Genomic DNA, 23,787 nt, shown 5'->3' with positions numbered 1-23,787 from the left:
CAATTTTTTTCATGGAAAAAACAAACATGACAGAACAATATTGGGTTGGTGATTTTTTTGTCGATGTAACTCGAAACCAAATTACTAAGAAAGCGCAATCTCAGAAAATTCCACCAAAGGCTTTAGCTGTTTTAACCTGCCTTGCAAAAAATGCCAATAAAGTGGTGAGCCATGATGACTTATTGTCAGAGGTATGGTCTGAAACCATAGTGACACCCAATACTTTACAAAGAAGTATTGCCCAGTTAAGAAAAGCATTAGGTGAAGATAGTCAGTTTTATATAAAGACCCATGCCAAACAAGGGTATAGTTTGGAGGTAGAAGTCAGATGGCAAGATAAGCCAGGCGAAACTATCGAGACAGCGACAACTGTCGAAACAAACACCACGATAGCAACTGACGAAACAACACCAAAGATAGCTCCCTCTGAAAGAGTATCGAAAAAAGCGTTAAGCCTGATAACTGCTCTTATCGCAATGATTATTCTTGTTTTTTTCGGCTTTAATGCTCTGACACCAGCTAATTCATTAAAACTAGACATTGCTGAATTTAACTCATTAACGGCTACTGATCATAAAGAATATAGCGGCATTTATAGCCCAGACGGTCAATATGTTGTGTTTCAACGTTACTCAGATAAGGTTTGCCGAAACAATAATATTTGGGCAAAAAACATAAAGACTCAACAGGAAATTCAACTGACAAAAAGTATGGGCGCTTATGGCAGTCATAGTTTTTCAAAGGATGGAAACTCTTTGGTATTCATTGAATCTGATAACTGCGATAAACCTATTACCCAAAAACGCTGTTATAAATTAATGACTCTAGATTTTCATCAAGCCCTAACAGAGCCACAATCGCCAACGGTATTAGTCGAATGTAAAAACTCAAGAATAGCCAGAGCCAAATGGTTAAATAATAATAACATTGCACTATTACAAGGATTTTCAAACAGGTGGAAATTAACCAGTTTCTCTATTGAAGAAAATAACAGCACCGTTATTTATGAATTAGAAGAGGGGAACGTCATCGACTATGACTATTCAACTGAAGATGACCTTATTGCATTGACTCGTATTCATAGTGATGGTCAACAATATATTGATATACTCAAATCAGATGGCCAAAAATTATCCAGCAATAAAATTGAATTCCCCAAAGAAGTACCAGCCAACAGGTTTATATACCCTAATTTCACTCCTTACACTAACCAACTGATCTTTAGTACAGGAAGGCAGCTATTTACCCTATCTTATGAAGGCAAAGTAGCAAACATTAGCTTACCGCTTCACGAGCCTATCAGTTCTCCCATCTTTCATATAAATGGTAAAAGAATGTTAGTGATTAAAGGACATTACGATAGTGATATCGCCTTGATACCTCTGGAAAAAATAGCTCATAACGATCACGATTTAAGCCAAAACACTACCATTATAGAACGTTCAACAAAGGGAGAGGATCACGCAAAATTCCAGCCTAATGGTAAGTTGATAGCTTATACCTCTAATCGTTCAGGTAGAAACCAGCTATGGATAACAGATGGCAAAAGTCCGAAACAGCTCTCACACTTTCCGATTGATAGCTTTTTATATGAATTGAATTGGGCAGCAGATGGCAAGAGCATTTTAATCAATGCCAACCAAAAACTGACACAAATCTATCTAAACTCACGTACTGCAACAATTGATTTTGCTCATCCTATACAGAAACTTTTCCAATGGAATAGTGAAAGTAACACCGCTTTAGTCATTGCACGTATCAAAGGCATATTAAAGTTTGCAGAGCTCGATTTAAATAACGGCACCCATAGAGTCATTAATGACAAAAAGGTCCATTGGGCAGTTAAAAGTGAAGATGGCCAATTAATTTACCTCGATAACATGGACCAATTCTGGCAATCAGGTCCCGTTGAAGACCAACGTATAGCATCATTAATTGACCAAGGGAGCGACAATGGTTTCATCATAAAAAATAATACTATTTATGGTATCAATGAAAAATTTCAATTGTGGTCTTATACCCTTAACGATGAAGCTTTTAACATCATAGGTAATGTTCCCCAAAGGTTAGATTATATAACCGACATTAACCAAACCGAGATATTATTTACATTGCGTATAGCTGCTAAGAAAGAAGTAGCAGAAATTATTCTTGCAGATTAACCTGCTTGTATATTGCTGAAATCATTCTAATTATATAAAAAGGAACAAACTATTTATAGCCTTTGACTTACATAATATCCTTACTATCAGATAAAAATCACATAAATGTCATAACAACGTCAGGTGTTTAATACAGCATTTGCTTAACATAACCTCTCACTCACTCTTTGTGAATTTTAAAAACATTCTTGACCTCAAAGTAAGGAGCAATTGTGAAGCATTGCAATATTATAATAACGGCTTGGGTATTAGCTTTCTGTAACCCGAGTTATAGTCAAACTGAATTTCCTGTCCTTAAAGGACCCTATTTAGGCCAAAAGCCACCTGGCTTAATTCCACAACTTTTCGCTCCTGGTATCGTTTCAATCAATGGAAGGTATGACTTTGGCATTTCGTTTTCTCCTAACTTAGATGAAATATACTTTTCGGCACAACCCAAAGAAGGTACGGCAAGCATTTATTTTTCAAAAATTGAAAGCAAAAAATGGACAACGGTTCAAAAAGCCAACTTTACCCAAGGAGTAAAAGCTGGAGAAATGGAACCATTCGTCAGAGCTGACGGCAAAAGAATTTATTTTACGGGCTATAGTGCTGACTTTTCAAATGAAGAAATTTGGTATGTAGATCGTATAGATAATGGCTGGAGCGTTGCAACAAAGCTTGATTCTCCTATCAATGACGATGCTGTAATGAATTTAACTCAAGCGAAAAACGGCGACGTTTTTTATGATAATCGTTCAAAACGAAAAATGTACTCTTCAGTAAATAAAATGGGGGAATTCCCCAAAGTACATGAAGTAGACGTTAACACTGGCTCTCATCCATTCATTGCCGCATCCCAAGATTATTTATTGGTGCAAGCACAAAACAAGGAAGATGAAAAAAGTCATAGTGATATTTACGTCTATTTTAAAGAAAAAGATGGCACATGGACAAATCCGATTAACCTTGGCAAAGCCGTAAATACTGACTTCCACGAAAGAGTTCCTGGCGTCACACCAGACGGAAAATATTTATTTTTTAGCCGATATAACGAAGAAGGCGGCATAGCTAATTTATATTGGGTCAGCACAGAAGTCATTGAGAAAGTTAGACCAAAAACTTAACGCTTTTAGGGTCCAGCAAACCCTGAGTGCATTAGCAATTTTCAGGGTTGGTGTAAGCGAGCATCTATAGCATCCAACCCTTTTCTATCGCACTAAAATTTTGCATTGGTTAGTCTGAATTAAATGCCATTATCATTCAAATTTTTTAAGCTTCACGTTAATGGCGGCACTTACCTAGATGAATTAAACTAGCATGATGTTTGATTTGCAGTGTGATTATTGCCAAATTTTGTTTAGTTTTTTTCTCTATTCTCTGTCAGGATTATTTACACTAATTATTTCATTATCAACATTACTTTTCGTTACATATTTAAAACGGTTTTTATTCATATCATTAAAGTTTACGAATTTAAAATGGTGCGATTAATGCCTGTAGTAACTTGGATAAGAATGCTTTAACTAGCTTTCTATCTTCCAATAGCTTTTTAATCACTTATTCAAAAGCTATTGGGTACTTGCAACAATAAAGTAAAAGGAGTTTATGATGAAGATACTCACCTTAACATTAGCAATGGTGCTCACATTAACATCACTTAATGCTAATGCAACTCAATACAAATTTATTGCAGCAGACCGCAGTATTGAAACAAAAATGTGCGTGTATGCAGGTAATAACAACACTGTTAAATTAAAACGTGCCATACAATATCACGCCATGGGTTCTACGATTAATACTAAACGCTTCGCAGTAAATAATATTACTTGTAATGATCTGGTAATGGCACATTTTGCCCATAAGTACGATGCGTCAGATACCTTTAAATTTTTAAATCGTTTTACCGCACAAAAAAATAAAATTCCAACGACAAGTGTTGAAATTAAAGACGTTGCCGCAGTGTTAAATTCCACAAATGAAGAAACTCAAATCATTTATGTTAGTTCTACTAAGTAAAGTAAATTTTAAAACTCAACGCCAAACTCTTATCATTTACTACAAAAGTTTGGCGTTTCTCTCGAAAAGTAAATTGTTTCTATAAACCTGTAGTTCTTCGAAAGTATTAATAAGGGCTACTGGCAAACTCATTTTACCGTCAGATAAGGACACATTTAGATACTGATTAAAGTTAAGCGTGAGCGTTAATTAGTTCTCATTCGAAATATCTTCTTGCTTATCTGGCTCAGCCAACATTTTTAAACCCAGCCATAAAAACCATACAATTTGGCTTATACCAAAAATTTCTGTCAGCACGTCAGCAGGATAAACAGTGATAATGCCAATAGTGCCAACGAAAATCCCGAAATAATTAAGCTTGTTAGAAAACTCATTACTTTTTAGAGCAGCAAAGCTGAGTAATAGAACCCATACTCCCCCAACGACTTCGTTTCCACCACCTAAACCTTCAACTACCGCGTAAATAGCCTGCCAAACTGTCATTGCATGGTCTGGATCTGCAATTGATAACTGCAATACCGTTGACAACCCTATATTTGCAATCATTCCGCTAGCAATAACCAAGCCCACCCAAACAACACCAAATATAGCGGCAATTTGTGAAAGCGCAGGAGTAATATTTTTAAGACGCTCATTAATCGCCAACACTAGCACAGCCAAAAATATTCCAAAAAGTACATACATAATCAGATTTACAATAGACAGAGTGATCTGATTTTCTGCTAGAAAAGCAAATTTCTGCACCGAATCAGCATCAGTAGGGTAATTCCAGAATGCACCAAAGAATACAAACGCAGACACATAAATTGTGGCCTCTAAAAGTGCTGCAATACCACCAAATTTTTGAAGATTATTCACAAACGATTATCCTATATTTTATGGGCTTTCATGATCACAAGTCCCATCTATAACTTATTTTATGCATCGGTGATCACCTTTCAAATTTATATTGCTATGTCGATGCAGCTATCCAACGACTATGTCTGATATTCCATGTTTTTGGCGCTTAAGTCGTCCGAGACTATAAGGGCGGACACTTTTTAGTGTTTTAATCACATCAGAAACAGTACAATTATCTTGCCTTATCACACGAATAAAGAATTGAGGAAAAGCAATTTTGGAAGATCTTGTAGTACTTGCAATTTCCATGATAACACTTGGGCAAATTGGCTTTTGTCTTCCTCAGCTTCTATCGCGCGCATTTAATACCCACACTTATTTCCCTCTGGCTGTTTTCTTTTTCGCCAATGGTATCATCGCATCTGGGCCTGCTGTATTTTTATTAATGCCAGCATGGAGTACCCTTTATATCGCGGCAATATTTCCAGCTTGTCTCCTGCTTGGGCCTGCATTATGGCTATACGTCGAAGGACTAACATCAGCCAGATATTGGCACATGCAACCTAAACACGCTGTTCAATTCATTCCTTTTATCTTGGGGCTAATTGTTAGCGGGTTAATCATGGGTTTGCCGAAGGAAGTGCACCAGAGTATCTTTAATGATGGTGCGAATATTGATGCCGGATTTCCACTTGTCGTGGTTGTATGCATATTTCTAACAATGCTACTTTGGGCCGTACAGTCTGGTTACTATGTTATCCGTATAATTATCCGCTTATCTAAATACAGAAAGCAACTTAAGAACCTATTTGCAAGTAATGAACAGCGTGAACTAGGCTGGTTAGGATGGGTACTTACCATAATCGCAGGCTCTTGGCTCCTTTTCTTTGCCAGCTTAATGTCAACATTAGTACAAGACAACTCACTGTTTGGCTACAGAGCAGGAACAACACTATTGTTAATTTTGGTGTGGACCATGGCTTATTGGGGTCTACGACAAAAGCCTGGCTTCGAAGGACGATATACAGATGATAAGCCTGAAATATCTCCACCTGAAATCTTAGATTCAGAAAAAAACAAAAAGTATCAGCGCAGTGCTCTTAGTAAAGAGCAAGCGTTACGTATTGCAGACAAAATTAACGCTGCAATGGAGCTCGAAAATTTGCATTTAGACCCAAGCTTGTCTTTACATAAACTTGCTCAGCATGTTGCAATTCCCCCCAATTATATTTCCCAAACATTAAACGAAACAATGGAGACAAACTTTTTCGATTTTGTAAATAAATGGCGAATAAAAACAGCTAAACCCAAAATAATCGCTAATAAAGAAACGGTACTGCACATTGCTCTTGAAGTGGGATTTAACGCGAGATCGTCCTTTTATAAAGTATTCAAAAAGGAAACAGGTAAAACACCTAGTGAGTTTCGCAAGTCACATCATGCTCAAACAAAAACGTTCGAAGACTAATAGTCGCAAAAACACAACTACCGAGATACATCAACAACAAAAAATCGCCTCAAAGGACGGCTTAGTACCAAGAGCGGATAATAGTATCGTCAACTTGATTACCTTATTATAAATACTAACCTCGGAGTTGAGATGTTATAGAGTCTTGGATTGATTTTTCAAATTCATCATCACTAACCAAATCGAGACATAAGTCTTTCGTGCAATAAGAAACAAATTTTATTGGCTTATTGTCTGAGTTTTTAGCTGTTAGCTCATAAAGAGTATAAGACTTAAATTGGCTTTCATTGACCACAACATCAGTAGAGTTTTGCTTAAAATCAGCAACCAAATCAACATTGTTCAATCGAAAATTATAAAAATACATTACATTTTGTGAGTCTTTGCAAGCATAGATAATAGAAAACTCTTTAGACTGCACGTCTGCTCTTGCTACACAACTTTTAGATAGAACTAATTTATCAGGAAGAATATGCACAACAACCCCATCTTGGCTATATGCAGACACTTGAAATGTAATAAATAGAGCTAATATGCTTAGAATTTTCATTGAACCGTCCTTTGTCTTTATAACAACTTATTAGCGAGATCTTGCAAGGTAGAAATTTAAGTAAACAAGATTTTGCTTTTTAAAAATAAAATTCATAATAAATCAGATAATAAGATAAATAAACTGATTGTATGTGAACTCACAGCTCAAAGCCGAAGTTCGCTAAAGTGCTAGAATCTGTCGCTTAAAAATGAAGTAACTCAAAAATATATGTCATTGGTAGCTCTCTTTACCTTACCAACCCATTACGCTTCAATCCTCGCCTGACATTTTTGCACAATTTACCAAGTCGAGATATTTCACCAAGTTTTGGTGTAATGTTTTCGTCAAGCTTTACTTCCCATTCGCAAAGCTCAGTATCGACAATTTCGAGTAGCTTTTTAGGGCAACCAACACATGATATGCCGCATATATTTGCATCAGGTACGTTGAACGGAAAATCATCGCGAACCTCTTTTATAAGGTTTCGCATAGCGCTTGTACAGTCAGGCTTTCTACTCATATATTTCACCTACAACTCTTATTGATGAGCATTATATCTTGTTGCGAAATAAGCTATCAACATACGCCATAGCAAACCTACTTTGCCTTTATCGCAAAGATAAACTAAAGTTTGCTCTAGTTCAAATGAGTAAGGCACTATCTATGGCTACTTTAACTAGACTTCATTATTTCAATCGAGTTGTTGAAACAGGAAGCATTTCACAGACAAGCCGTTTACTTGATGTTCAGCCGTCATCAGTATCAAGACAGTTAACTGCTTTGGAAAAAGAGTTAGGCGTACGCTTGATCAACAGAACAAGCCGAAAATTGGGGCTAACGGAAGCAGGAAAAACGTACTATCAATATTCAAGGCGAATAACCGCTGAGTTTGATGAAGCTGCACGTATAGTAAATGACCTCCAACAAAAGCCTAAAGGAATCTTAAAAATCAGCATGACTGTTGGCTTTGGTGAGTTCTGTATTTTGCCGCTTATCCCTGCATTTTCTAAGCAATACCCCGAAATTAAGTTAGAGCTGGAAATGACAGGCCGTGTTGTTGATCTAGTCGAAGAGAATGTTGATATTGCAATTCGAACAGGTCAATTACGAGACTCTAACTTAATTGCGCTTAAATTAACGGACAACAACTTTACCTTATGTGCTAGCCCTCAATTCTTGAGGGAAAACGGCATGCCAAAATCACTGCACGATTTAAATAATTTTAATTGTATTAGCTACGAATATGCTGGTTGGCGTGATTGGTATCTAATGAAGGAGAAGCCAAACAAACTGAATATAAAAAGTGAACTAACCATCCGTTCGATAAATGGTCAAAAACAATTGGCCCTCCATCATGCTGGGCTCGCTTTACTACCTATTTGGGCGGTTAAAGAAGAGCTTGCCAATGGCAGTCTAGTAAAACTACTTAATCAACATGTTATTAGCCCCTACGAAAGCCTAAGCTCTACTTACGCTATATACTTAAACAGAGAGCTGGTCGCGCCAAAAGTAAGGGTCTTTTTAGACTTTATCAAAAAGAATATTGATTTTAATTAGATGTTTTTAATCGTAGCAGCCTTTAATAGGTTGAGAATTTAGCTGGCAAGCGCAAACAAATTAACACTGCATTTCAGTTCAAGTGATGCCAAGTTTTATCGACACAGCTAGCCGTTTGAATTTTGAAAATGAGAAGCTATGAAGTCTAAAAAAACTCTCGTTTTAGGCGCTGTTAATTCACGTTTCAAATAGATGGCATATGTTGAACTTAATGTTTCATAAGGGCTTAATACGTATTGAGGGAGTACCTGAACTAAGGTGCCATCATTCAGCTCTTCTTTAACCGCCCATAATGGAATAAGAGCAAGTCCGGCATGACTCAATAATAGTTGCTTTTGCCCGTTTACAGAATTGATTGATAGCCCCTTACCAATTGATAGCTTCGAGGGCGTCTCATTTATGATAAACCACTCTCGCCAACCTCTATAGCTGTACTTGATGCAACTATGCCTGTCCAACTCATTTGGGGTTAATGGTTCACCATACTTTGCTAAATAACTAGGGCTTGCACAAACGACAAAGTTATTAGGCATTAAGTGCTTAGAAATCAATGTAGAATCAGATAGTCGCCCACTCCTAATGGCAATATCAATGTTTTCATCTATCAAATCGACAACTCGTTCCGTGAGTTCAAGCTCAACATCAATATTTGGATATTGCTCTCTAAATAATGGAATAAGTGGGAGTATCACACATTCACCAAACCCTACTGTCATACTGAGCCTTAAGGTACCTGTCGGGTTACCTTGCAGTTCATTTATGGCTCGCTTTGCTTCTTCAAGCTCCGCAACAACTCTTTGTGAATACTCATAATACTTATGACCAGCCTCCGTTAAGCCTACATTTCTTGTCGTTCTATTGAGCAATCGAACGCCTAGCTCTTCCTCTAGCGCAACTAGTTGCCTAGAAATCGAAGAAGGCTGTACATCCAAGTGTTTGCTTGCTTCTGAAATACTCCCCTTTTCTACAACACAATTAAAATAGGTTAACCGATTAATAGTGCTCATTTTGTTCTCTTATTATCTACGATCAATTAACCATAATTTACTTTTGCTTAAAGAGCAAAAGTAAATTGCCTGTTAATGCATGGATTGCTCAAGTGGCAATCATTAAACTGTGCTCTCGTAAAGTTAAGAGGAAGTAAAATGAAAGCGATGGTAATTAAAGAGCTTGGTGATAGTAGTGTCTTTCATCAAGAAGAAGTAACAACTCCAGTTGTTAAAGCAGGTCACATGGTTATTGCAGTAAAGGCAACAAGTGTTAATCCACTTGATACTATGCTTCGTTCAACTGAAACACCTTGGTCTGAAAACCTCCCAGAAATATTACATGGTGATGTAGCAGGCATCGTAAGCGAAGTTGGCGATGAAGTGAGTGATTTCAATGTTGGCGACGAAGTATATGGCTGTGCTGGCGGTATTGCAGGTATGAATGGCGCCCTTACAGAGTACATGTTAGTTGATGCCAGTTTAATGGCGAAAAAGCCCAAAACATTATCAATGAAAGAAGCTGCTGCTTTGCCGCTCGTATCCATTACAGCCTGGGAAGCACTGCACGACAAGGTTAAAATAAAATCTGGTAACAAGGTGCTTATTCATGGTGCAACAGGCGGAGTTGGTCATGTTGCAATTCAGCTTGCCAAACACTTTGGTGCAAGCGTATTCGCCACGGCAACACCTCGCAATATTGAAATAGCAAGCACTATAGGCGCAGACAAGATCATCAATATTGAAGAGCAAACAGTTGCCGACTATGTGCAAGAGTTAACGGGTGGCATCGGCTTCGACGCTGTGTTCGACACAATTGCAGGTGATAATATTCAGCTTAGCTTTGAAGCGGTTCGCTTTAATGGTGATGTAGCGACTACCCTACCTGTTACAGATACCTTACAAGTTGCCCTAAAAAGCTTGAGTTTTCATGGTGTGTTAATGCTGCTTCCTTTAGTACATGGCATTAACCGCCCATCTCATGGACAGATACTAACTAACATAGCAAAATTAGTAGATAATGGCGTTATTAAACCCCTTATTGATAAGAGTGATTTTTCTATTTGGGAAGTTGCTAAAGCTCATGATTACTATCACTCAGGTAAAGCTGTAGGAAAAATTGCATTAACAATGAGGTAATAACCCCAGATAGTATTGAGTGATTTATGTATTTGATTACTTAAGCACTCAATATTACTCTTCTGTTCAAATTTCTGTTGCAACTTAGATCGTCACTAATTTTTAAGGCGCCTATTGGTAAGATAAGCCAACTAAAAGAGTGTTCAGCCTCATTTGGTTCGATGTTTATAAGCTCAACTAGGGATAACACCAAGTAGATGTCCAAATAAAGAGTTTTAGCCATTAATACGTATAGAGAAATAGCCGACCTACTATAGTAACTATCCTAGTCAGTCCGTTTTTCGCACGAATCGGGCTAATTGAATGGCAGCTTTTAGCTTACAGTACTCTTAACTCAAGCATTATAAATAGCCAAACAAGTACCAAAGCTGACGAATTTATAACGTGAGTCAAGCTAAATAACGTATTGCAAAGCATCACATTTCAGACTTAAGATAGGCACATGAATTGTAAAAATTGTCATTCAAAACTAATTAAAGGTGGTCACTATTGCATCCACTGTGGACAAAATTCAACAAGCTTAAATAGGCCTTTTGGATCTGTGAGCAAAGAATTCCTGCATGAGTTGTTAGATATTGACGGCAGGCTATCGCTTACTCTAATTACCATGGTAAAAAAACCAGGGCAACTTACACATGAGTTTAATCAAGGTAAGCGAGTAAAATACACACCACCATTACGCTTATATCTCGCGATTAGCATCCTGTTTTTTATTATTTTTTCTAGTATATATCAAGTTTACGCTCCCGAGCGCCCATTAACTGATTCGATGATTAGTTATTACTCAAAAGCGATGTTTCTGCTGTTTCCCATTTTTGCTCTTATTGTTCAGCTTTTTTTTCGACAGAGTTTCTATATAGGTAATTTAGTGTTCTCTATGCACTTACATAGCATTGTATATATAATATTAATGTTTATTGCACCTTTAGAGGCTTTGGAGCAAGAACATCAGATATTTCTATTACTTCAACTCCCCCTTACCTTATATTTAGTCTGGTATATATTTAAGGCTTTCAAAACCGTATATCAAGATAGCTGGTTGAAAACTATAGTAAAAGCTTCTGTAATCTATATGGTATATATGTCTATCTTAGGATTGGTATTTGATGTGCTAATGAAAAACTTCTTTTAATTTAGTGTACTTCTCGTTCCGCTTATATCATTCATGAGGAACAAGTTTTTAATAGCGCTGTCATTGACATTCAGTAACCTAAAATAAATGCTATTAAAAGTGAAACACTCCTTACAAGTAAGGCCATATATTTCCTATTATTATGAAAAACCTATTATCCATTCGTTCCTATAGTACAAAACCAGCACGTCACTCACATGACTTTAATCAATTGGTTTTACCTTTACGCGGTGTGATCAATATATGTGTTGGTAATTTTAATGGTAAAGTTGCACCGAGTGAATGTGTTGTTGTTAAAGCCAATGAAGAGCACTTGTTCACTGCTGATACTGAAGCTAGATTTGTAGTTGTAGATATGGAAAACCTACCCCTAAATATTTCATCTTCACACTGTATTGTTTTTGCAATTAACGCATCTCTTAGAAATTACTTAACTTTTATCGAAAGCCAACTAGAAAACCAAGTTAATGCTCAACTAGAACAAGCTATGTTTGAAATGTTTAGTTTACTGCTTGCAGTGCAACCTTTATTACCAAAAATAGATAATCGTATTGGTACAGCAATATCCTTCATAGAGCAAAATATTGCACAGCAGCTCCAAATTAAACATTTAGCTGAGTCAGCCTTTCTAAGTGATACCCAGTTTAAGAAACTATTTAAACAACAAACAGGTATGACTGTGATGAAGTACGTAACAAAAATTCGGATGGAAAAAGCTCAAGCTTTACTAACGCACACAGATTATCCGTTACCAATTATTGGTGAAAAAGTAGGTTATAAGGAACCCTCAGCCTTTAGCCGAAAGTTTTCACAATATTTTGGTCTATCACCGACTAAATTCAAAAAGTAAACGTAGTCTGAATTGTTAACGATTGCGTCTTAATTGTTAAAAACGCCTTTCATAATTAGCATACTATTTCTGTATTGAAGTTATCATTTATAGGTTTCATTATGGAAAATTATAAGGGCGTTATTGCTATTATTATTGCGAGTATTTTGTGGGGAACAACAGGAACCGCAGCAAACTACTCACCTAATGTAAGCTCTTTGGCAATTGGTGCATTTTCTATGGGGATAGGCGGAATCTTACTTGTCATCACAGCTCGAAGAAAGTTACTTGTAGATTATATGATAATACTCGCACAGCCTAAGCTATTAATATTAGGTGCTGCGTCTGTCGCGATTTATCCTTTAGCATTTTACACCTCAATGCGCCTATCTGGAGTTGCCATCGGTACTGTAGTCTCTATAGCTACTGCTCCTTTTTTTGAAGCAATCCTTGAACATCTAATTAGTAAAAAAAACATATCACTTCAATGGATTTTAAGCTTTGTCGTTGGTGCGATAGGTATTGCTCTGTTAACTTTAGGCAGAGAACAGAGTAATAATACTGCTAGCAGTATTAATCAACAAAGTTTGGGAATTCTTCTGGGTTGTATTGCTGGGTTAACTTATGCTGGTTATTCATGGGCAGCAAAGCGTTTAATTGAAAGTGGCGTTCATTCAAAATCGTCCATGTCTGGCTTGTTCGGTTGTGCTGCACTATTTTTACTCCCTTCATTATGGTTTACAGGTGATAACTTATTTTCAAGTTCTACTAATGCGTTGGTATCTTTGTATATGGCAATAATTCCAATGTTTTTAGGGTACCTACTATTTAGTTTTGGCTTGATTTATATAAATGCAAGTAAAGCGACACTATTAACTCTAATAGAACCATTGGTTGCAACTTTATTAGCTGTTTTTATTATTGGTGAACGATTTAAAGTCATTGGTTGGATAGGTGTGGCTTTCGTCTCATTATGTCTATTGATGCAAACCATCAAACCTCAAGAACAACTATGATTAGCCACATGTTTAACACCATACTCATTATTTATAACACCTTCATTCACACATCTGTGGATCTTCGAAAGTTTCAAGAATGGTTGTTCAGGGCTGATAAGCTCTATAGACAGGCAAGTGAAGTTATTTCTGATCTTTCGTGTCAAACTTAATGAGAAAATACCCTAAAGCGGCCTCTTGATTATTATAATTATCATGCGGTTTAAAATAACTTATACAGACTAGATTCATATTGAATATTTCTGTATGACCACAAGTTATCATCTTTGTTAACTCCTGCAAGTATTGCTTTGTTCGGCAGTTCATGTTGTGAAAGAACAAAATTTCTTAAATCAAACTTTTGAACGTAATGAGTATTTTTACTTTTCACGCTGGCATATAGAAATTTTTTACTAACGAAAAGGTCATCGTATTCATCATTAATTAAATTGTGAATGACTTTTCTTTTTCCATCAGGGGTTTGTTTAATTAATACTTGATCATTTTGCACAAAATAAAGGTTGTTGTTGCTTTCTAATACTGCACAGCTAGCAGTGGAGTCACTTAAATTTTCAATGGTGTGATCCTTGATGTTTAAAACTGCAGGATAAGGCTTACCGCCAATAAGTTGATTCACTAATAATTTGGGTTCATTGCGAAACCATCCTCTTATATACAAGGAGTTTTCAAGTGTTATCTTTTTACTTTCTCCTTTCTCATCTTTTATGGTTATTTCATTATTAATTGCAAAGGCTATTTTCTGACCGTCATGTGACCAAGCGTAACCATTAATGTTCTCACCCTTTCTAGCTTGAGATATTACAACGTCATTTTTATCTTCTTTTAAATAAAGCGTTTGAAGACCATTATGATCAGATTGAAACAATAGCTTTGAATTTTTGAAATTATTCTTCGGAAAAAGGTTTGCTCCTGAATAACTTATATCTGATAGAAAAACATCTCCCTCAATATCTTCACTTTTAACAAGAGATACATTTAAATAATTATGCTCTAGATAAATGGTTCTTCCATCGAGTGCGAATATAGCTGAACTTAACTTTCTGTCAGTGGCATAATTGATGTCACTTGTTGAACCATCGAAATTGAGCAGAATTAACTTGTTAGATTTAGTTAGTAACAAACTTGGATCTTGAGGGTGCCATTCTATGGAGTTGTACTCTCCATAATTATTATACAATTTTTTGAGTGATAAGTTGTCAAGGTGAAGAGTTACGACTTGATGGTTTAACTGCCCTTTATCAAGAAGAATTGCTATTTTATTAACTACTTTAGAAAATGAAATGTCCTTTATCGTTTTTATGTCAGTAAAAATATGAAGTATTCGCTTTGTATTAGTTTTAGTGTTGAACTCGTAAATAGTATTTTTAGATGCAAAATATATTGTTGATTCATTAGCAATAGGAGCAGAAGTAAGTTCGGTGTTCTTTTCAAATATAATTTGACCTTTATCTTGCCCAATTAATTGCATAAATGAAATTGAATTTTGCTCATTGTATTGAGTAAAAGCAGGTGAATTTCCTATCCAGAAGGTATGCAATATTTTGTGTTTACTGGTATATATTTTTTGTTCTTTGTCAGGTGATTTTTTCCATAACTCATAGTTTTCAGCTTCCTTCCTAATAAATAATAATTCGCCTGATGAAGAGTTTTGACTTATAGAATAATCATTTGAGTGCTGCTTTGTTATTGATGATAGTGAAGTATAAGTCTGAAAAGAACTTTCGTATGATACAAACTGATAAAATAACATAAATGCTGTTGCCACCACCAAAACCAATAAAACTTTAAAAATATTTGAAGCGGTTGGCGGGCTTATCCTAGAGGAAACGTTCTGTGGCGTTAAGCAGTAACCTTGTTTAGGGTAGGTGATTAAAAATTTAGCACTTGAGGCATCTTCGTTTAACGCCTTGCGAATTAACGTTATTGCCCTTTGTATCAAACTTTGACTGTAAACTCTTCCTTGCCATACTTTTTCAAATATCTCTTTTTGGCTAATTACTTCACCTTGGCATTCATACAAAACAGATAATACTTTCATTACTTTAGGTTCTAATTCAGTTATAGATGAGCCTATATGAACTTCACACTTTGAAAAATCAAAACTGAATTGGGCATATTTTACAATTTTACTAGTAGACATTTTTATTATTTATCAATGATTAAGGTTTTCTAAAGGAAAACTAAAGGCTTATTGCCTTGCTAATATTAATGAACCGAATAAATATCGGCCTTACTTTTTATAACATGGAAAATTTAATGAAAAAGCATATTTATCTTTTTATTTTTTTACTTACTTTATTATTACCTTTAACTACCCATGCGAAAATACAGTCGCTGTTCCTTGAATCAACAATCTATAATAAAAAACAAGCATTTGATATAAGCTTGCCTAAAAGCTATCTCTCTTCGCCCAATAGGTATTATCCAGTCATTTATGTGTTACATGGTCAATGGGACATGCCATTAGTTACTTCTATTCTAGACGTTATGTCAGGAGAAGTGCCTGAGTTCATTGTGATAGGTATTCACGGTAAAGGTAAGCAACTACAACCGATTACAGAAAAAAATAAAGAGAAAGGAAGTACATTTAGAGCTTTTTTACAAGATGAGCTAATACCATATGTGGATAAACATTACCGTATAGCTAGTTACAATATTCTAGTTGGGCATTCAAATTCTGGTCGCTTTGCTATGGAGCAGTTTTTAACAAAAAATAAATTATTTCAAGATTACTTTGTATTTAGCCCTTCATTAGAAGATGGCTATTTAACAAAATTAGCTGATAACTCCTCTGATTTAAAAGGGGATCTGTTTATATCTGTTGCTGATGAAGGTGAACACATGGAAACGCCCTTTAATGAGATAGTTTCAACGCTTAATCTTCAAAAAGGTTTAACGGTTAGCCCCAAAAAGTACGGTAACTATAGTCACCAAAGTAGTAAAATAGTTGCTTTAGTTGATGCCTTACAATTAAGGTTTTCAAATTGGCAGCCTAGCTATAACACCAAAATTGCAGGCTTTGAAAAGCTGATGGAACACTATGCTTCCTTAAAACAAGAATATGGCTTTGAAGTGCTTCCAAACAAAGATGATATAGTGAGACTAATAGCCTATTTTGCAATTGAAAATAATATAAGAGAAATTAAAAAATTCAGTCAACTTTTAACTGAAAGATACTCTGATGGTGATAAGTCGCTTAAAGAAATAAAAGATTATTTGGTTCAAGAGGGGTACGATAAAGCAGCAAAGAATATTGAAATATAAACACTTGCCTAGGTTTTTCTTTTAACCTTTTTTGTCAGAGAAGAGTTTGATTTATTTAGTGTGCCTCGTTAACGTTCATTATAAGTATTACAAAAGGCAGTGATGAACTTAATTCTGCTACTAACTGAGGCATGCGCAATCATCAAACTCTTATTTTTTGACACCATTCTCATTATTTATGTCACCTCCACACATGCATCAAATACTGCAACTTGATTCAGATCAACAAAAATAGAGTAACTACTTTAAAATAACTTTACATCTATAGAGTTCTTACTCTATAATTGCCTTGTTCTTAAGCGAACACTTATTGTAATAATTTTTTATATTCTAGCTTCCCCCATAGCTAATACGCCGATATCCTTCTTTTATAAGATAATGTTATCGGCTTTTTTATGCCTGAAAGAAAAGCCATTCACTTGAAAATATTACAATATTAACAAGTGAACTTATGTATTGGGGTCATTTATTTGAAATGCTTTTGACTAATTTGTTTGAAGAAAACAAATATTAACGAGTCATTTGAAGGCTTTATTCTTGAGCTTGCTCTACTTCTTGTTCACTTTCATCTTCCGCGGCAAACCAATTACAAATAACATTATTCGCTTGCTCTGCTCCAGTACGCTTTAGCGATGAAAAAGCTTGTACCTTAATATCGGCATTTAATTGCGCTAATGTTTTCTTGATTTTTAAAACTTCAGCGCTGCGTTTACCTTGCGACAGCTTATCTGCTTTTGTTAATAAACATAATACAGGTAAATCACTCTCAGCCGCCCATTCAATTAAGTCTAGATCAAGGTCTTTTAACGGATGTCTTATGTCCATTAACACTACCAAACCTTTTAAACTCTCTCGTTTTTCCAAATATTCGCCTAATGCTTTTTGCCATTTTTTCTTCATTTCTAACGGCACTTTAGCAAAGCCGTAACCTGGTAAATCAACCAAACGTTTATTTTCAGCGATTTCAAACACATTAATTAATTGTGTACGCCCTGGCGTTTTACTCGTTCTCGCTAAACTTTTTTGGTTAGTAAGGGTATTAAGCGCACTTGATTTTCCAGCATTTGAGCGACCGGCAAAAGCCACTTCTATACCTGAGTCTTCAGGCAAACGACGAATGTCTGGGGCACTAATGGTAAATGTAGCTTTGCTTAAATGAATCGCTGAAGAAGACAAAGGGCTTTCTCGAATAAAAGTAAAAAACGTATTATAACTTTTTTAAGGCATTTTTCTTAATTTTTCTTTAACAACAGCTTTTATTGAAATAATTATGTCTTTTTTGACAGATTTTTTTACTGCTACTGTTACACATTGACCAGATTAGTGTAAAATGCCGTCAGGTTTGAACTACTTTTTTATCATTTTTTAATTAGATAGCGATATTATTGTCCACACGCTATGTAATTATTGACAAGCAGAGAGCAACTCAATGAAAAAAATTATCTTTTCGCTTATTTTAGCATTCGGTCTAATGAATGCTGCTCAAGCAGCACAAGGCGATGCCGCCGCAGGTAAAACGAAAGCAGCGGCTTGTGGCGCCTGTCATGGTGCAGCAGGTATCAGTGCTATGGGCATTTACCCAAATATCGCTGGTCAAAAAGATGCTTATATTATTAAGCAATTGAATGATTTTAAATCAGGTGCTCGTACAGATATGATGATGGCGCCTATGGCAGCTAACTTATCTGAGCAAGATATGGCGGATTTAGCTGCTTATTATGCATCATTACCAATGACAGCCGAAGAAGCACCTGCAGCAGCGGCAGCATCGTCTGATGCTCCAACAGCAACCGCGTCAACAGGCACTGCTGAAGTAGTAACCTCTTCTCCAGCTGCAGCAATTTATAATGGTGACATTAAAGCAGGTCAATCAAAATCAGGTATGTGTGTTGCTTGTCACGGTGTTGACGGTAACAGTGCTGTTCCAATGTACCCTAGCATTGCTGGTCAAAGCGCAAGCTACATTACTAAACAATTAGCTGATTTCAAATCAGGTTTACGTGTTGACCCAGTAATGGCTGGTATGGTTGCCGCTTTAACTGAAGAAGACATGAGAGATTTAGGCGCATACTTTGCTGTACAAGCAGCTAAAGCAGGTTCAGGCGAAACTAATGCTGAAGGCCATAAGTTATACTTCGGTGGTGATTCTGCTAAAGGCATTACAGCTTGTATTGCTTGTCATGGTGTAAAAGGTAAAGGCATGCAACAAGCAGCTTTCCCTGCTGTTGCAGCTCAAAGTAAAGACTACTTGAAAAAACAATTAACAAGCTTCCGTGACGGTAGCCGTGCTAACGATAACAGCAAAATTATGCGAAATATCGCTATCAAGTTATCTGATGCACAAATTGATGCATTAGCTCAATACATGTCAGGTCTTAAATAAGTTCAACTGACAGCAAATATTAAAAGCAGCGTTCATCGCTGCTTTTTTTTACTCTTTTTTCGCCCAACGGGGTCTTTTCTTACAGTATTAATACAAATTGCCTATTGTGCTAACCTATAAAGCGTGTAGGCTAGCAAGCATGAATCATGGTGTTATTTTGCAATGAATAATTTACCCAAAACTCAACAAGTCGTTGCTTGTCATCTGTGTGATGCCATCTTTGATAAGCCACAATTAAAGCAAGGTCAAAGTGCTAAATGCCAGCGTTGTGGCAGTACTTTGGTTGAGCGTAAAGTTGATTCAATAAATCGCAGTTATTATTGGTCTATTGCCGGTATTATTCTACTTGCCCCAGCTATTTTATTACCCATTATGGGGGTTACTTTAGCAAAGCAATATCACAACGCTTCGCTACTTGATTGTATTCTTGTGTTAATAGATCGCGGCTTTTTTATGATAGCCACCCTCGTTTTTCTTTTTGCCATTGCCGTGCCCATCGTACGCTTATTCGGTGCTTTTTATATAGCCATTAGCTTCAAGTATCGGCGATTAAAACCATCAATGCTCAATTTCTTTCGTGCCTATCATCATTTAGATAATTGGGCCATGCTTAATGTTTTTATGTTGGGTATTATCGTCTCTATGTATAAGTTAATTGACGATACTGAATTATCAGTCAACTTGGGCTTACTTTCGTTAGTTTTATGGCTAATTTGTACAACGATGGCATCACTTACCCTAGACCAAGATTATATTTGGGAAACCTTAGAACAAGAGTTTGCTGATGAAGACAGCTAGAGAGCTAGGCTTAGGCTTATGCCCGAAATGCCATAAAGTTAACACAATGCAAACAGAGCCTATGCAATGTGTACGCTGCCATGGTTTGTTTTATCAGCGTAACCGGAATAGTTTGCAATATACCTTGGCTTGGAACATCGCTGCATTGCTGGCCTTTATCCCCGCGAACCTTTACCCCATCATGATCATTTATTCATTAGGTATTGGTGATGAATCCACTATTTTGTCGGGTATCGGCCAATTTGTTGATCAGGGGTTGTACCCTATTGCAGTTATCATTTTTACAGCCAGCATAATTGTGCCGCTAATTAAAATTATTGGCCTTTTTGTGTTAGTTTATAAAGTGCATACAGGTGTTCGCTTAAAGCCTGATAAACACAGTAAAATTTACCATATATTAGAGTTCTTAGGCCCTTGGTCTATGCTTGATGTATTCGTGGTTGCATTACTTGTCGCTGTGGTAGAGTTAGGATTTGTAACATCTGTTGCTGCTGGCCCTGCAATAAATTATTTCACGATGACAGTTATATTCACCATGATTGCCGCCAATAGTTTTGATCCTAGACTGCTATGGGATAAAAAATTAATAGAGCAAAATGGCCATATCGAAAACGAAGGAAGATAATGACAAGCGAAAATTCTCGACAGTCTGACAAAATAGCATTCGATTCTGCGGAGGTTGTACCTCGACAGGGTATTTCTATTGTATGGTTTGTACCATTTATCGCCCTAATTTTTGGTGGCTGGCTAGCTTTTAAAGTTATTTCTGAGCAAGGAACCTTTATTACTATTGAGTTTGAAAATGGCTCAGGTATTGTCCCTAAAAAAACGGAAGTGCGTTACAAAGGTCTTGTAACAGGCATGGTAACTAAAGTTATTCCATCTGACGATTTACAGTATGTAATTGCAGAAGTTGAAATGTCAGAGAAGTTCTCTGACTACCTGACTGAAAACACATTGTTCTGGCTAGTCAGCGCAGATATCTCGCTACAAGGGGTATCAGGATTAGATACCCTGATTTCTGGTAGTTATATCAATATTTTGCCTGATACGGGCGAAGAAGCAGATAGCCAAGATCACTTTATAGCCTTACATGAAGCGCCAGCACTTGATATGTCGACTCCAGGGTTACATTTAACCTTACAAACTGACGTACTTGGTTCAATTAGTGAAAACTCACCAATTACCTTTAAACAGTTACCTATTGGCTATGTTACGGGTTATCGTTACGACGAACAGGCAAAAAAAATCAATGTTAATGTTTTCATCGAGCAAGAGCATGCACATTTAGTTAAAGAGAATTCTCTCTTTTGGAATACCAGTGGTGTGCAGGTTACCGCCTCTTTGAGTGCAGGTTTGAAAATTAATACCGACTCTATCGCATCCATAATTGCTGGTGGCATAGCCGTTGATACCTTGAGCTATCAAGAAGAAGGTGAACCCGCAATAAATGGTGAGGTTTTTACCTTACATCCTGATTTTCAGTCTGCTGAAATGGGCCATGAAATTGAGCTGACCTTAGCTTGGAATTCTGGCATAGATCATAACGCTGCAATTATGTATCAAGGCTTCACCATAGGTGCAATAGAGTCGATTGCCAAAATTGACCCTGTTGAACGTAAAATTATTGCCAAAGCCAAGGTAAACCCGCGAGTAGTGCCATATTTAACCGACAACTCACAATTTTATTTAGTTTCTTCACAAGTCAGCTTAACGGGCATTTCTAATGCCAAAACATTTCTTACTGGTGCCTACATTGGCATTAGGCCGTCACTTGCAGGCAGCCCACAAAATAAATTTACCGTGCATAACAGCAAGCCGCCTTATAAATTCAACGAGCCCGGTTTACACATTATGCTAGAAGCGAACAGTAGAAGCTCGCTACAGGTGGGCAGCAATATATTTTACAAGCAACAAATTGTAGGTAATGTTCAGGCAGTAAAAACCATAGGTGCTGAACAGCATAATATTTACCTACATATCCAACCTGAATTTGAACACTATGTTACGCCTAATAGCCGCTTTTTTAACAATAGTGGTATAAAAATATCGGCAAGTTTACAAGGCGTTGAAGTTGCCGCTGAATCCTTGCAGAGTATCCTTACTGGCGGTATTTCATTTATCAACGAAGAAAACAGTGTCGATTCCGAGCAAGAAAAAAGTCAAAACGGAGATACTTTCCCCCTTTATAACGATGTTAAAATGGCAAAGCAAGTCACCCAATTTACTTTAATCACCAGTATTGAAAACACTGTTTCAACTGGAACGCGCTTGCTTTATCGCGGCGAAGAAATAGGTACCGTACAATCTGTTGATATTAAAGATAATGTTAAGCATTTGCAGCTAGGTTTATTGCCTGACTTTCAGCATATTCTCAAGGCAGAATCACAATTTTGGTTGGTCGAAGCTAATTTAAGTTTATCTGGTGCTACCGATACCCAAGCTTTATTTTCGGGTAAATATATCACTTTCAATATAGGTGAGGGCGAAGAGCAAAATAACTTTGCATTACTTGCTAAACCACCCGCCAAACATCCTAGTGCAAAAGGATTACAACTTACCTTACTGACTGATTCAGCCAATGTTGCTACACCAGGTAGTGCTATTAGCTACCGAGGCGTAGTCGTCGGCCAAGTTGATAATGTTGAATTGAATAAAGCAGCTGACAATATTCAAGTTAACATCACAATTGATGATGAACATACTGATCTTATTACCGCCAATACACGTTTTTATAATGCCAGTGGCATTACTTTGAGCGGTGGTTTAGGTGACTTTGTTATTAAAACTGAATCACTTGATGCCATTTTGCGTGGCGGAATTAGCTTTTATAATCCTGATGTAGCGTTAAACCCTAATGTTGAAGTGAACGAGCTCGATAGTTTTTCTTTGTTTGAACACTATGAACAAGCTCAGAATGCGGGACTAGCCATTAAAATTCACTTTGATGATGTTACTGGTTTAAAACAAAACACTAAGGTTATTTATCAAGAGCAAGAGATTGGCTTCATTGAACGTTTAGTTTTTAGCCCTGATACGGTAGGCGTTGAGGCGCTAGTATTACTGAATGATATGGGTAGCCAATACGCCAAACAAGGTGCGAATTTTTGGAAAGTTGAACCTGAAATTGGTCTAGTTGGCTCGAAAAATGTCGGTAACTTACTTGATGGTGCTTTTATTGCACTGCTCCCTGCCCCCAAAAGTTCATCCAGTATTGCTGAGCTTAACTTTACAGCTTTGGCCTTGCCTCCAACAGTGACAGAGCTACCTTATGGCTTAAATATTAAACTCAATACACATCGTTTAGGCTCGGTACGTGTTGGTAACCCTGTACTTTATCGTCAAGTGCAGGTTGGTAAGGTCATAGGTATCGATTTATCTGAAAATGCCAATACCGTTAATGTGTTTATTAATATCGCACAACGTTACGCACCTTTGGTGAAAGCCAATAGTCAATTTTGGAACACCAGTGGTATTAGTATTGAAGCAGGCATATTCTCAGGTATTAATATTGATTCAGAATCTGTCGAGACACTGATTGCTGGAGGCATTGCTTTTGCCACACCTGAACAAAACGATTCAGCACAGCAAGCCGCATTGCCACAACAGTTCACCTTGCACCAAGAAGTTGAAAGTGAATGGTTAGAATGGCAAGCTGATATTTCCTTAAACCCTTAAAAGC

At 36.7% G+C, this 23,787-nt stretch carries 20 protein-coding genes; 14 read left to right on the top strand and 6 right to left on the bottom strand.

The features are described from left to right. Nucleotides 1–26: 26 nt before the first annotated feature. The 3 genes from EPA86_RS14625 (at nt 27) to EPA86_RS14615 (ending at nt 4,160) form a co-directional block, all read left to right on the top strand. The gene (locus EPA86_RS14625) at nt 27–2,162 is read left to right on the top strand and encodes a winged helix-turn-helix domain-containing protein (RefSeq protein ID WP_140604899.1); all 2,136 of its coding nucleotides are present in this window, start codon (nt 27–29) and stop codon (nt 2,160–2,162) included. Nucleotides 2,163–2,374: 212 nt separating this feature from the next. Next, nucleotides 2,375–3,268, top strand: coding sequence for a TolB-like translocation protein (locus EPA86_RS14620; protein ID WP_140604897.1), 894 nt, complete (start codon nt 2,375–2,377; stop codon nt 3,266–3,268). Nucleotides 3,269–3,749: 481 nt separating this feature from the next. Then, entirely contained in the window at nt 3,750–4,160 is a 411-nt protein-coding gene (locus EPA86_RS14615) for a DUF3718 domain-containing protein (RefSeq protein ID WP_140604895.1), read from the top strand. Nucleotides 4,161–4,349: 189 nt separating this feature from the next. Here the strand turns inward: EPA86_RS14615 and EPA86_RS14610 are convergent, their stop codons facing one another. Next, entirely contained in the window at nt 4,350–5,018 is a 669-nt protein-coding gene (locus EPA86_RS14610) for a DUF4386 family protein (protein WP_140604893.1), read from the bottom strand. Between the two features lie 259 nt (nt 5,019–5,277). On the opposite strand from EPA86_RS14610, the gene EPA86_RS14605 reads away from it, so the two are divergent. Beyond that, on the top strand, nt 5,278–6,468 hold the full coding sequence (locus EPA86_RS14605; RefSeq protein WP_140604891.1) for a helix-turn-helix domain-containing protein: 1,191 nt from the start codon (nt 5,278–5,280) through the stop codon (nt 6,466–6,468). Nucleotides 6,469–6,583: 115 nt separating this feature from the next. Here the strand turns inward: EPA86_RS14605 and EPA86_RS14600 are convergent, their stop codons facing one another. Both EPA86_RS14600 and EPA86_RS14595 read right to left on the bottom strand, forming a co-directional pair. Beyond that, complete coding sequence (locus tag EPA86_RS14600) at nt 6,584–7,018, bottom strand: hypothetical protein (protein ID WP_140604889.1); 435 nt, start codon at nt 7,016–7,018, stop codon at nt 6,584–6,586. A gap of 229 nt (nt 7,019–7,247) precedes the next feature. Beyond that, nucleotides 7,248–7,520 (bottom strand): hypothetical protein, encoded by a 273-nt coding sequence (locus EPA86_RS14595; RefSeq protein WP_140604887.1) that lies wholly within the window; start codon nt 7,518–7,520, stop codon nt 7,248–7,250. A gap of 143 nt (nt 7,521–7,663) precedes the next feature. Here EPA86_RS14595 and EPA86_RS14590 point away from each other — a divergent pair, with 143 nt between their 5' ends. Continuing rightward, on the top strand, nt 7,664–8,557 hold the full coding sequence (locus tag EPA86_RS14590; RefSeq protein ID WP_140604885.1) for a LysR family transcriptional regulator: 894 nt from the start codon (nt 7,664–7,666) through the stop codon (nt 8,555–8,557). 107 nt (nt 8,558–8,664) lie between these two features. Here EPA86_RS14590 and EPA86_RS14585 read toward each other — a convergent pair whose 3' ends face one another. Further along, a complete protein-coding gene (locus EPA86_RS14585; protein WP_140604883.1) occupies nt 8,665–9,564 on the bottom strand; it encodes a LysR family transcriptional regulator in 900 nt (299 codons plus the stop codon). Between the two features lie 138 nt (nt 9,565–9,702). Between EPA86_RS14585 and EPA86_RS14580 the strand changes: the two genes are divergently transcribed. The 4 genes from EPA86_RS14580 to EPA86_RS14565 all read left to right on the top strand — a co-directional run bounded on the left by EPA86_RS14580 (nt 9,703) and on the right by EPA86_RS14565 (nt 13,660). After that, nucleotides 9,703–10,683: a zinc-dependent alcohol dehydrogenase family protein gene (locus EPA86_RS14580; protein ID WP_140604881.1), complete on the top strand. Its 981-nt coding sequence runs from the start codon at nt 9,703–9,705 to the stop codon at nt 10,681–10,683. A gap of 541 nt (nt 10,684–11,224) precedes the next feature. Beyond that, the gene (locus EPA86_RS14575; protein ID WP_246058411.1) at nt 11,225–11,815 is read left to right on the top strand and encodes a DUF3667 domain-containing protein; all 591 of its coding nucleotides are present in this window, start codon (nt 11,225–11,227) and stop codon (nt 11,813–11,815) included. A gap of 142 nt (nt 11,816–11,957) precedes the next feature. After that, on the top strand, nt 11,958–12,665 hold the full coding sequence (locus tag EPA86_RS14570) for an AraC family transcriptional regulator (protein WP_140604877.1): 708 nt from the start codon (nt 11,958–11,960) through the stop codon (nt 12,663–12,665). A gap of 101 nt (nt 12,666–12,766) precedes the next feature. Beyond that, nucleotides 12,767–13,660 carry a DMT family transporter gene (locus EPA86_RS14565; RefSeq protein ID WP_140604875.1) on the top strand — a complete coding sequence of 298 codons (894 nt, stop codon included), beginning with the start codon at nt 12,767–12,769 and terminating at the stop codon, nt 13,658–13,660. Between the two features lie 202 nt (nt 13,661–13,862). Here EPA86_RS14565 and EPA86_RS14560 read toward each other — a convergent pair whose 3' ends face one another. Continuing rightward, nucleotides 13,863–15,800: a winged helix-turn-helix domain-containing protein gene (locus tag EPA86_RS14560; protein WP_140604873.1), complete on the bottom strand. Its 1,938-nt coding sequence runs from the start codon at nt 15,798–15,800 to the stop codon at nt 13,863–13,865. Between the two features lie 116 nt (nt 15,801–15,916). On the opposite strand from EPA86_RS14560, the gene EPA86_RS14555 reads away from it, so the two are divergent. Continuing rightward, complete coding sequence (locus EPA86_RS14555) at nt 15,917–16,924, top strand: alpha/beta hydrolase (protein WP_170309670.1); 1,008 nt, start codon at nt 15,917–15,919, stop codon at nt 16,922–16,924. Between the two features lie 531 nt (nt 16,925–17,455). On the opposite strand, the gene yihA is transcribed toward EPA86_RS14555, so the two are convergent. Then, a complete protein-coding gene (yihA, locus tag EPA86_RS14550) occupies nt 17,456–18,100 on the bottom strand; it encodes a ribosome biogenesis GTP-binding protein YihA/YsxC (RefSeq protein WP_140604869.1) in 645 nt (214 codons plus the stop codon). A 253-nt stretch (nt 18,101–18,353) separates the two neighbouring features. Here yihA and EPA86_RS14545 point away from each other — a divergent pair, with 253 nt between their 5' ends. The 4 genes from EPA86_RS14545 to EPA86_RS14530 all read left to right on the top strand — a co-directional run bounded on the left by EPA86_RS14545 (nt 18,354) and on the right by EPA86_RS14530 (nt 23,783). Continuing rightward, entirely contained in the window at nt 18,354–19,307 is a 954-nt protein-coding gene (locus EPA86_RS14545) for a c-type cytochrome (protein WP_140604867.1), read from the top strand. Nucleotides 19,308–19,469: 162 nt separating this feature from the next. Then, complete coding sequence (locus EPA86_RS14540) at nt 19,470–20,105, top strand: paraquat-inducible protein A (protein WP_140604865.1); 636 nt, start codon at nt 19,470–19,472, stop codon at nt 20,103–20,105. Continuing rightward, nucleotides 20,092–20,730, top strand: coding sequence for a paraquat-inducible protein A (locus EPA86_RS14535; RefSeq protein WP_140604863.1), 639 nt, complete (start codon nt 20,092–20,094; stop codon nt 20,728–20,730). Before EPA86_RS14540 ends, EPA86_RS14535 begins: the two co-directional genes overlap by 14 nt. Continuing rightward, entirely contained in the window at nt 20,730–23,783 is a 3,054-nt protein-coding gene (locus EPA86_RS14530; protein ID WP_140604861.1) for a PqiB family protein, read from the top strand. The genes EPA86_RS14535 and EPA86_RS14530 overlap by 1 nt, the downstream gene beginning before the upstream one ends. Nucleotides 23,784–23,787 lie beyond the last annotated feature (4 nt).

Source organism: Litorilituus lipolyticus, assembly GCF_006439335.1.
Lineage (GTDB): Bacteria > Pseudomonadota > Gammaproteobacteria > Enterobacterales > Alteromonadaceae > Colwellia > Colwellia lipolytica.
The sequence above is the reverse complement of the archived record's forward strand: the minus strand, read 5'-3'. Positions and strand labels throughout refer to the sequence as shown.

Coding starts and splice junctions, on each gene's coding strand:
- EPA86_RS14625 (WP_140604899.1), top strand. CDS start 27: ATGACAGAACAATATTGGGTTGGTGATTTTTTTGTCGATGTAACTCGA.
- EPA86_RS14615 (WP_140604895.1), top strand. CDS start 3,750: ATGATGAAGATACTCACCTTAACATTAGCAATGGTGCTCACATTAACA.
- EPA86_RS14600 (WP_140604889.1), bottom strand. CDS start 7,018: ATGAAAATTCTAAGCATATTAGCTCTATTTATTACATTTCAAGTGTCT.
- EPA86_RS14595 (WP_140604887.1), bottom strand. CDS start 7,520: ATGAGTAGAAAGCCTGACTGTACAAGCGCTATGCGAAACCTTATAAAA.
- EPA86_RS14590 (WP_140604885.1), top strand. CDS start 7,664: ATGGCTACTTTAACTAGACTTCATTATTTCAATCGAGTTGTTGAAACA.
- EPA86_RS14585 (WP_140604883.1), bottom strand. CDS start 9,564: ATGAGCACTATTAATCGGTTAACCTATTTTAATTGTGTTGTAGAAAAG.
- EPA86_RS14580 (WP_140604881.1), top strand. CDS start 9,703: ATGAAAGCGATGGTAATTAAAGAGCTTGGTGATAGTAGTGTCTTTCAT.
- EPA86_RS14570 (WP_140604877.1), top strand. CDS start 11,958: ATGAAAAACCTATTATCCATTCGTTCCTATAGTACAAAACCAGCACGT.
- EPA86_RS14565 (WP_140604875.1), top strand. CDS start 12,767: ATGGAAAATTATAAGGGCGTTATTGCTATTATTATTGCGAGTATTTTG.
- EPA86_RS14560 (WP_140604873.1), bottom strand. CDS start 15,800: ATGTCTACTAGTAAAATTGTAAAATATGCCCAATTCAGTTTTGATTTT.
- EPA86_RS14555 (WP_170309670.1), top strand. CDS start 15,917: ATGAAAAAGCATATTTATCTTTTTATTTTTTTACTTACTTTATTATTA.
- EPA86_RS14545 (WP_140604867.1), top strand. CDS start 18,354: ATGAAAAAAATTATCTTTTCGCTTATTTTAGCATTCGGTCTAATGAAT.
- EPA86_RS14540 (WP_140604865.1), top strand. CDS start 19,470: ATGAATAATTTACCCAAAACTCAACAAGTCGTTGCTTGTCATCTGTGT.
- EPA86_RS14535 (WP_140604863.1), top strand. CDS start 20,092: ATGAAGACAGCTAGAGAGCTAGGCTTAGGCTTATGCCCGAAATGCCAT.
- EPA86_RS14530 (WP_140604861.1), top strand. CDS start 20,730: ATGACAAGCGAAAATTCTCGACAGTCTGACAAAATAGCATTCGATTCT.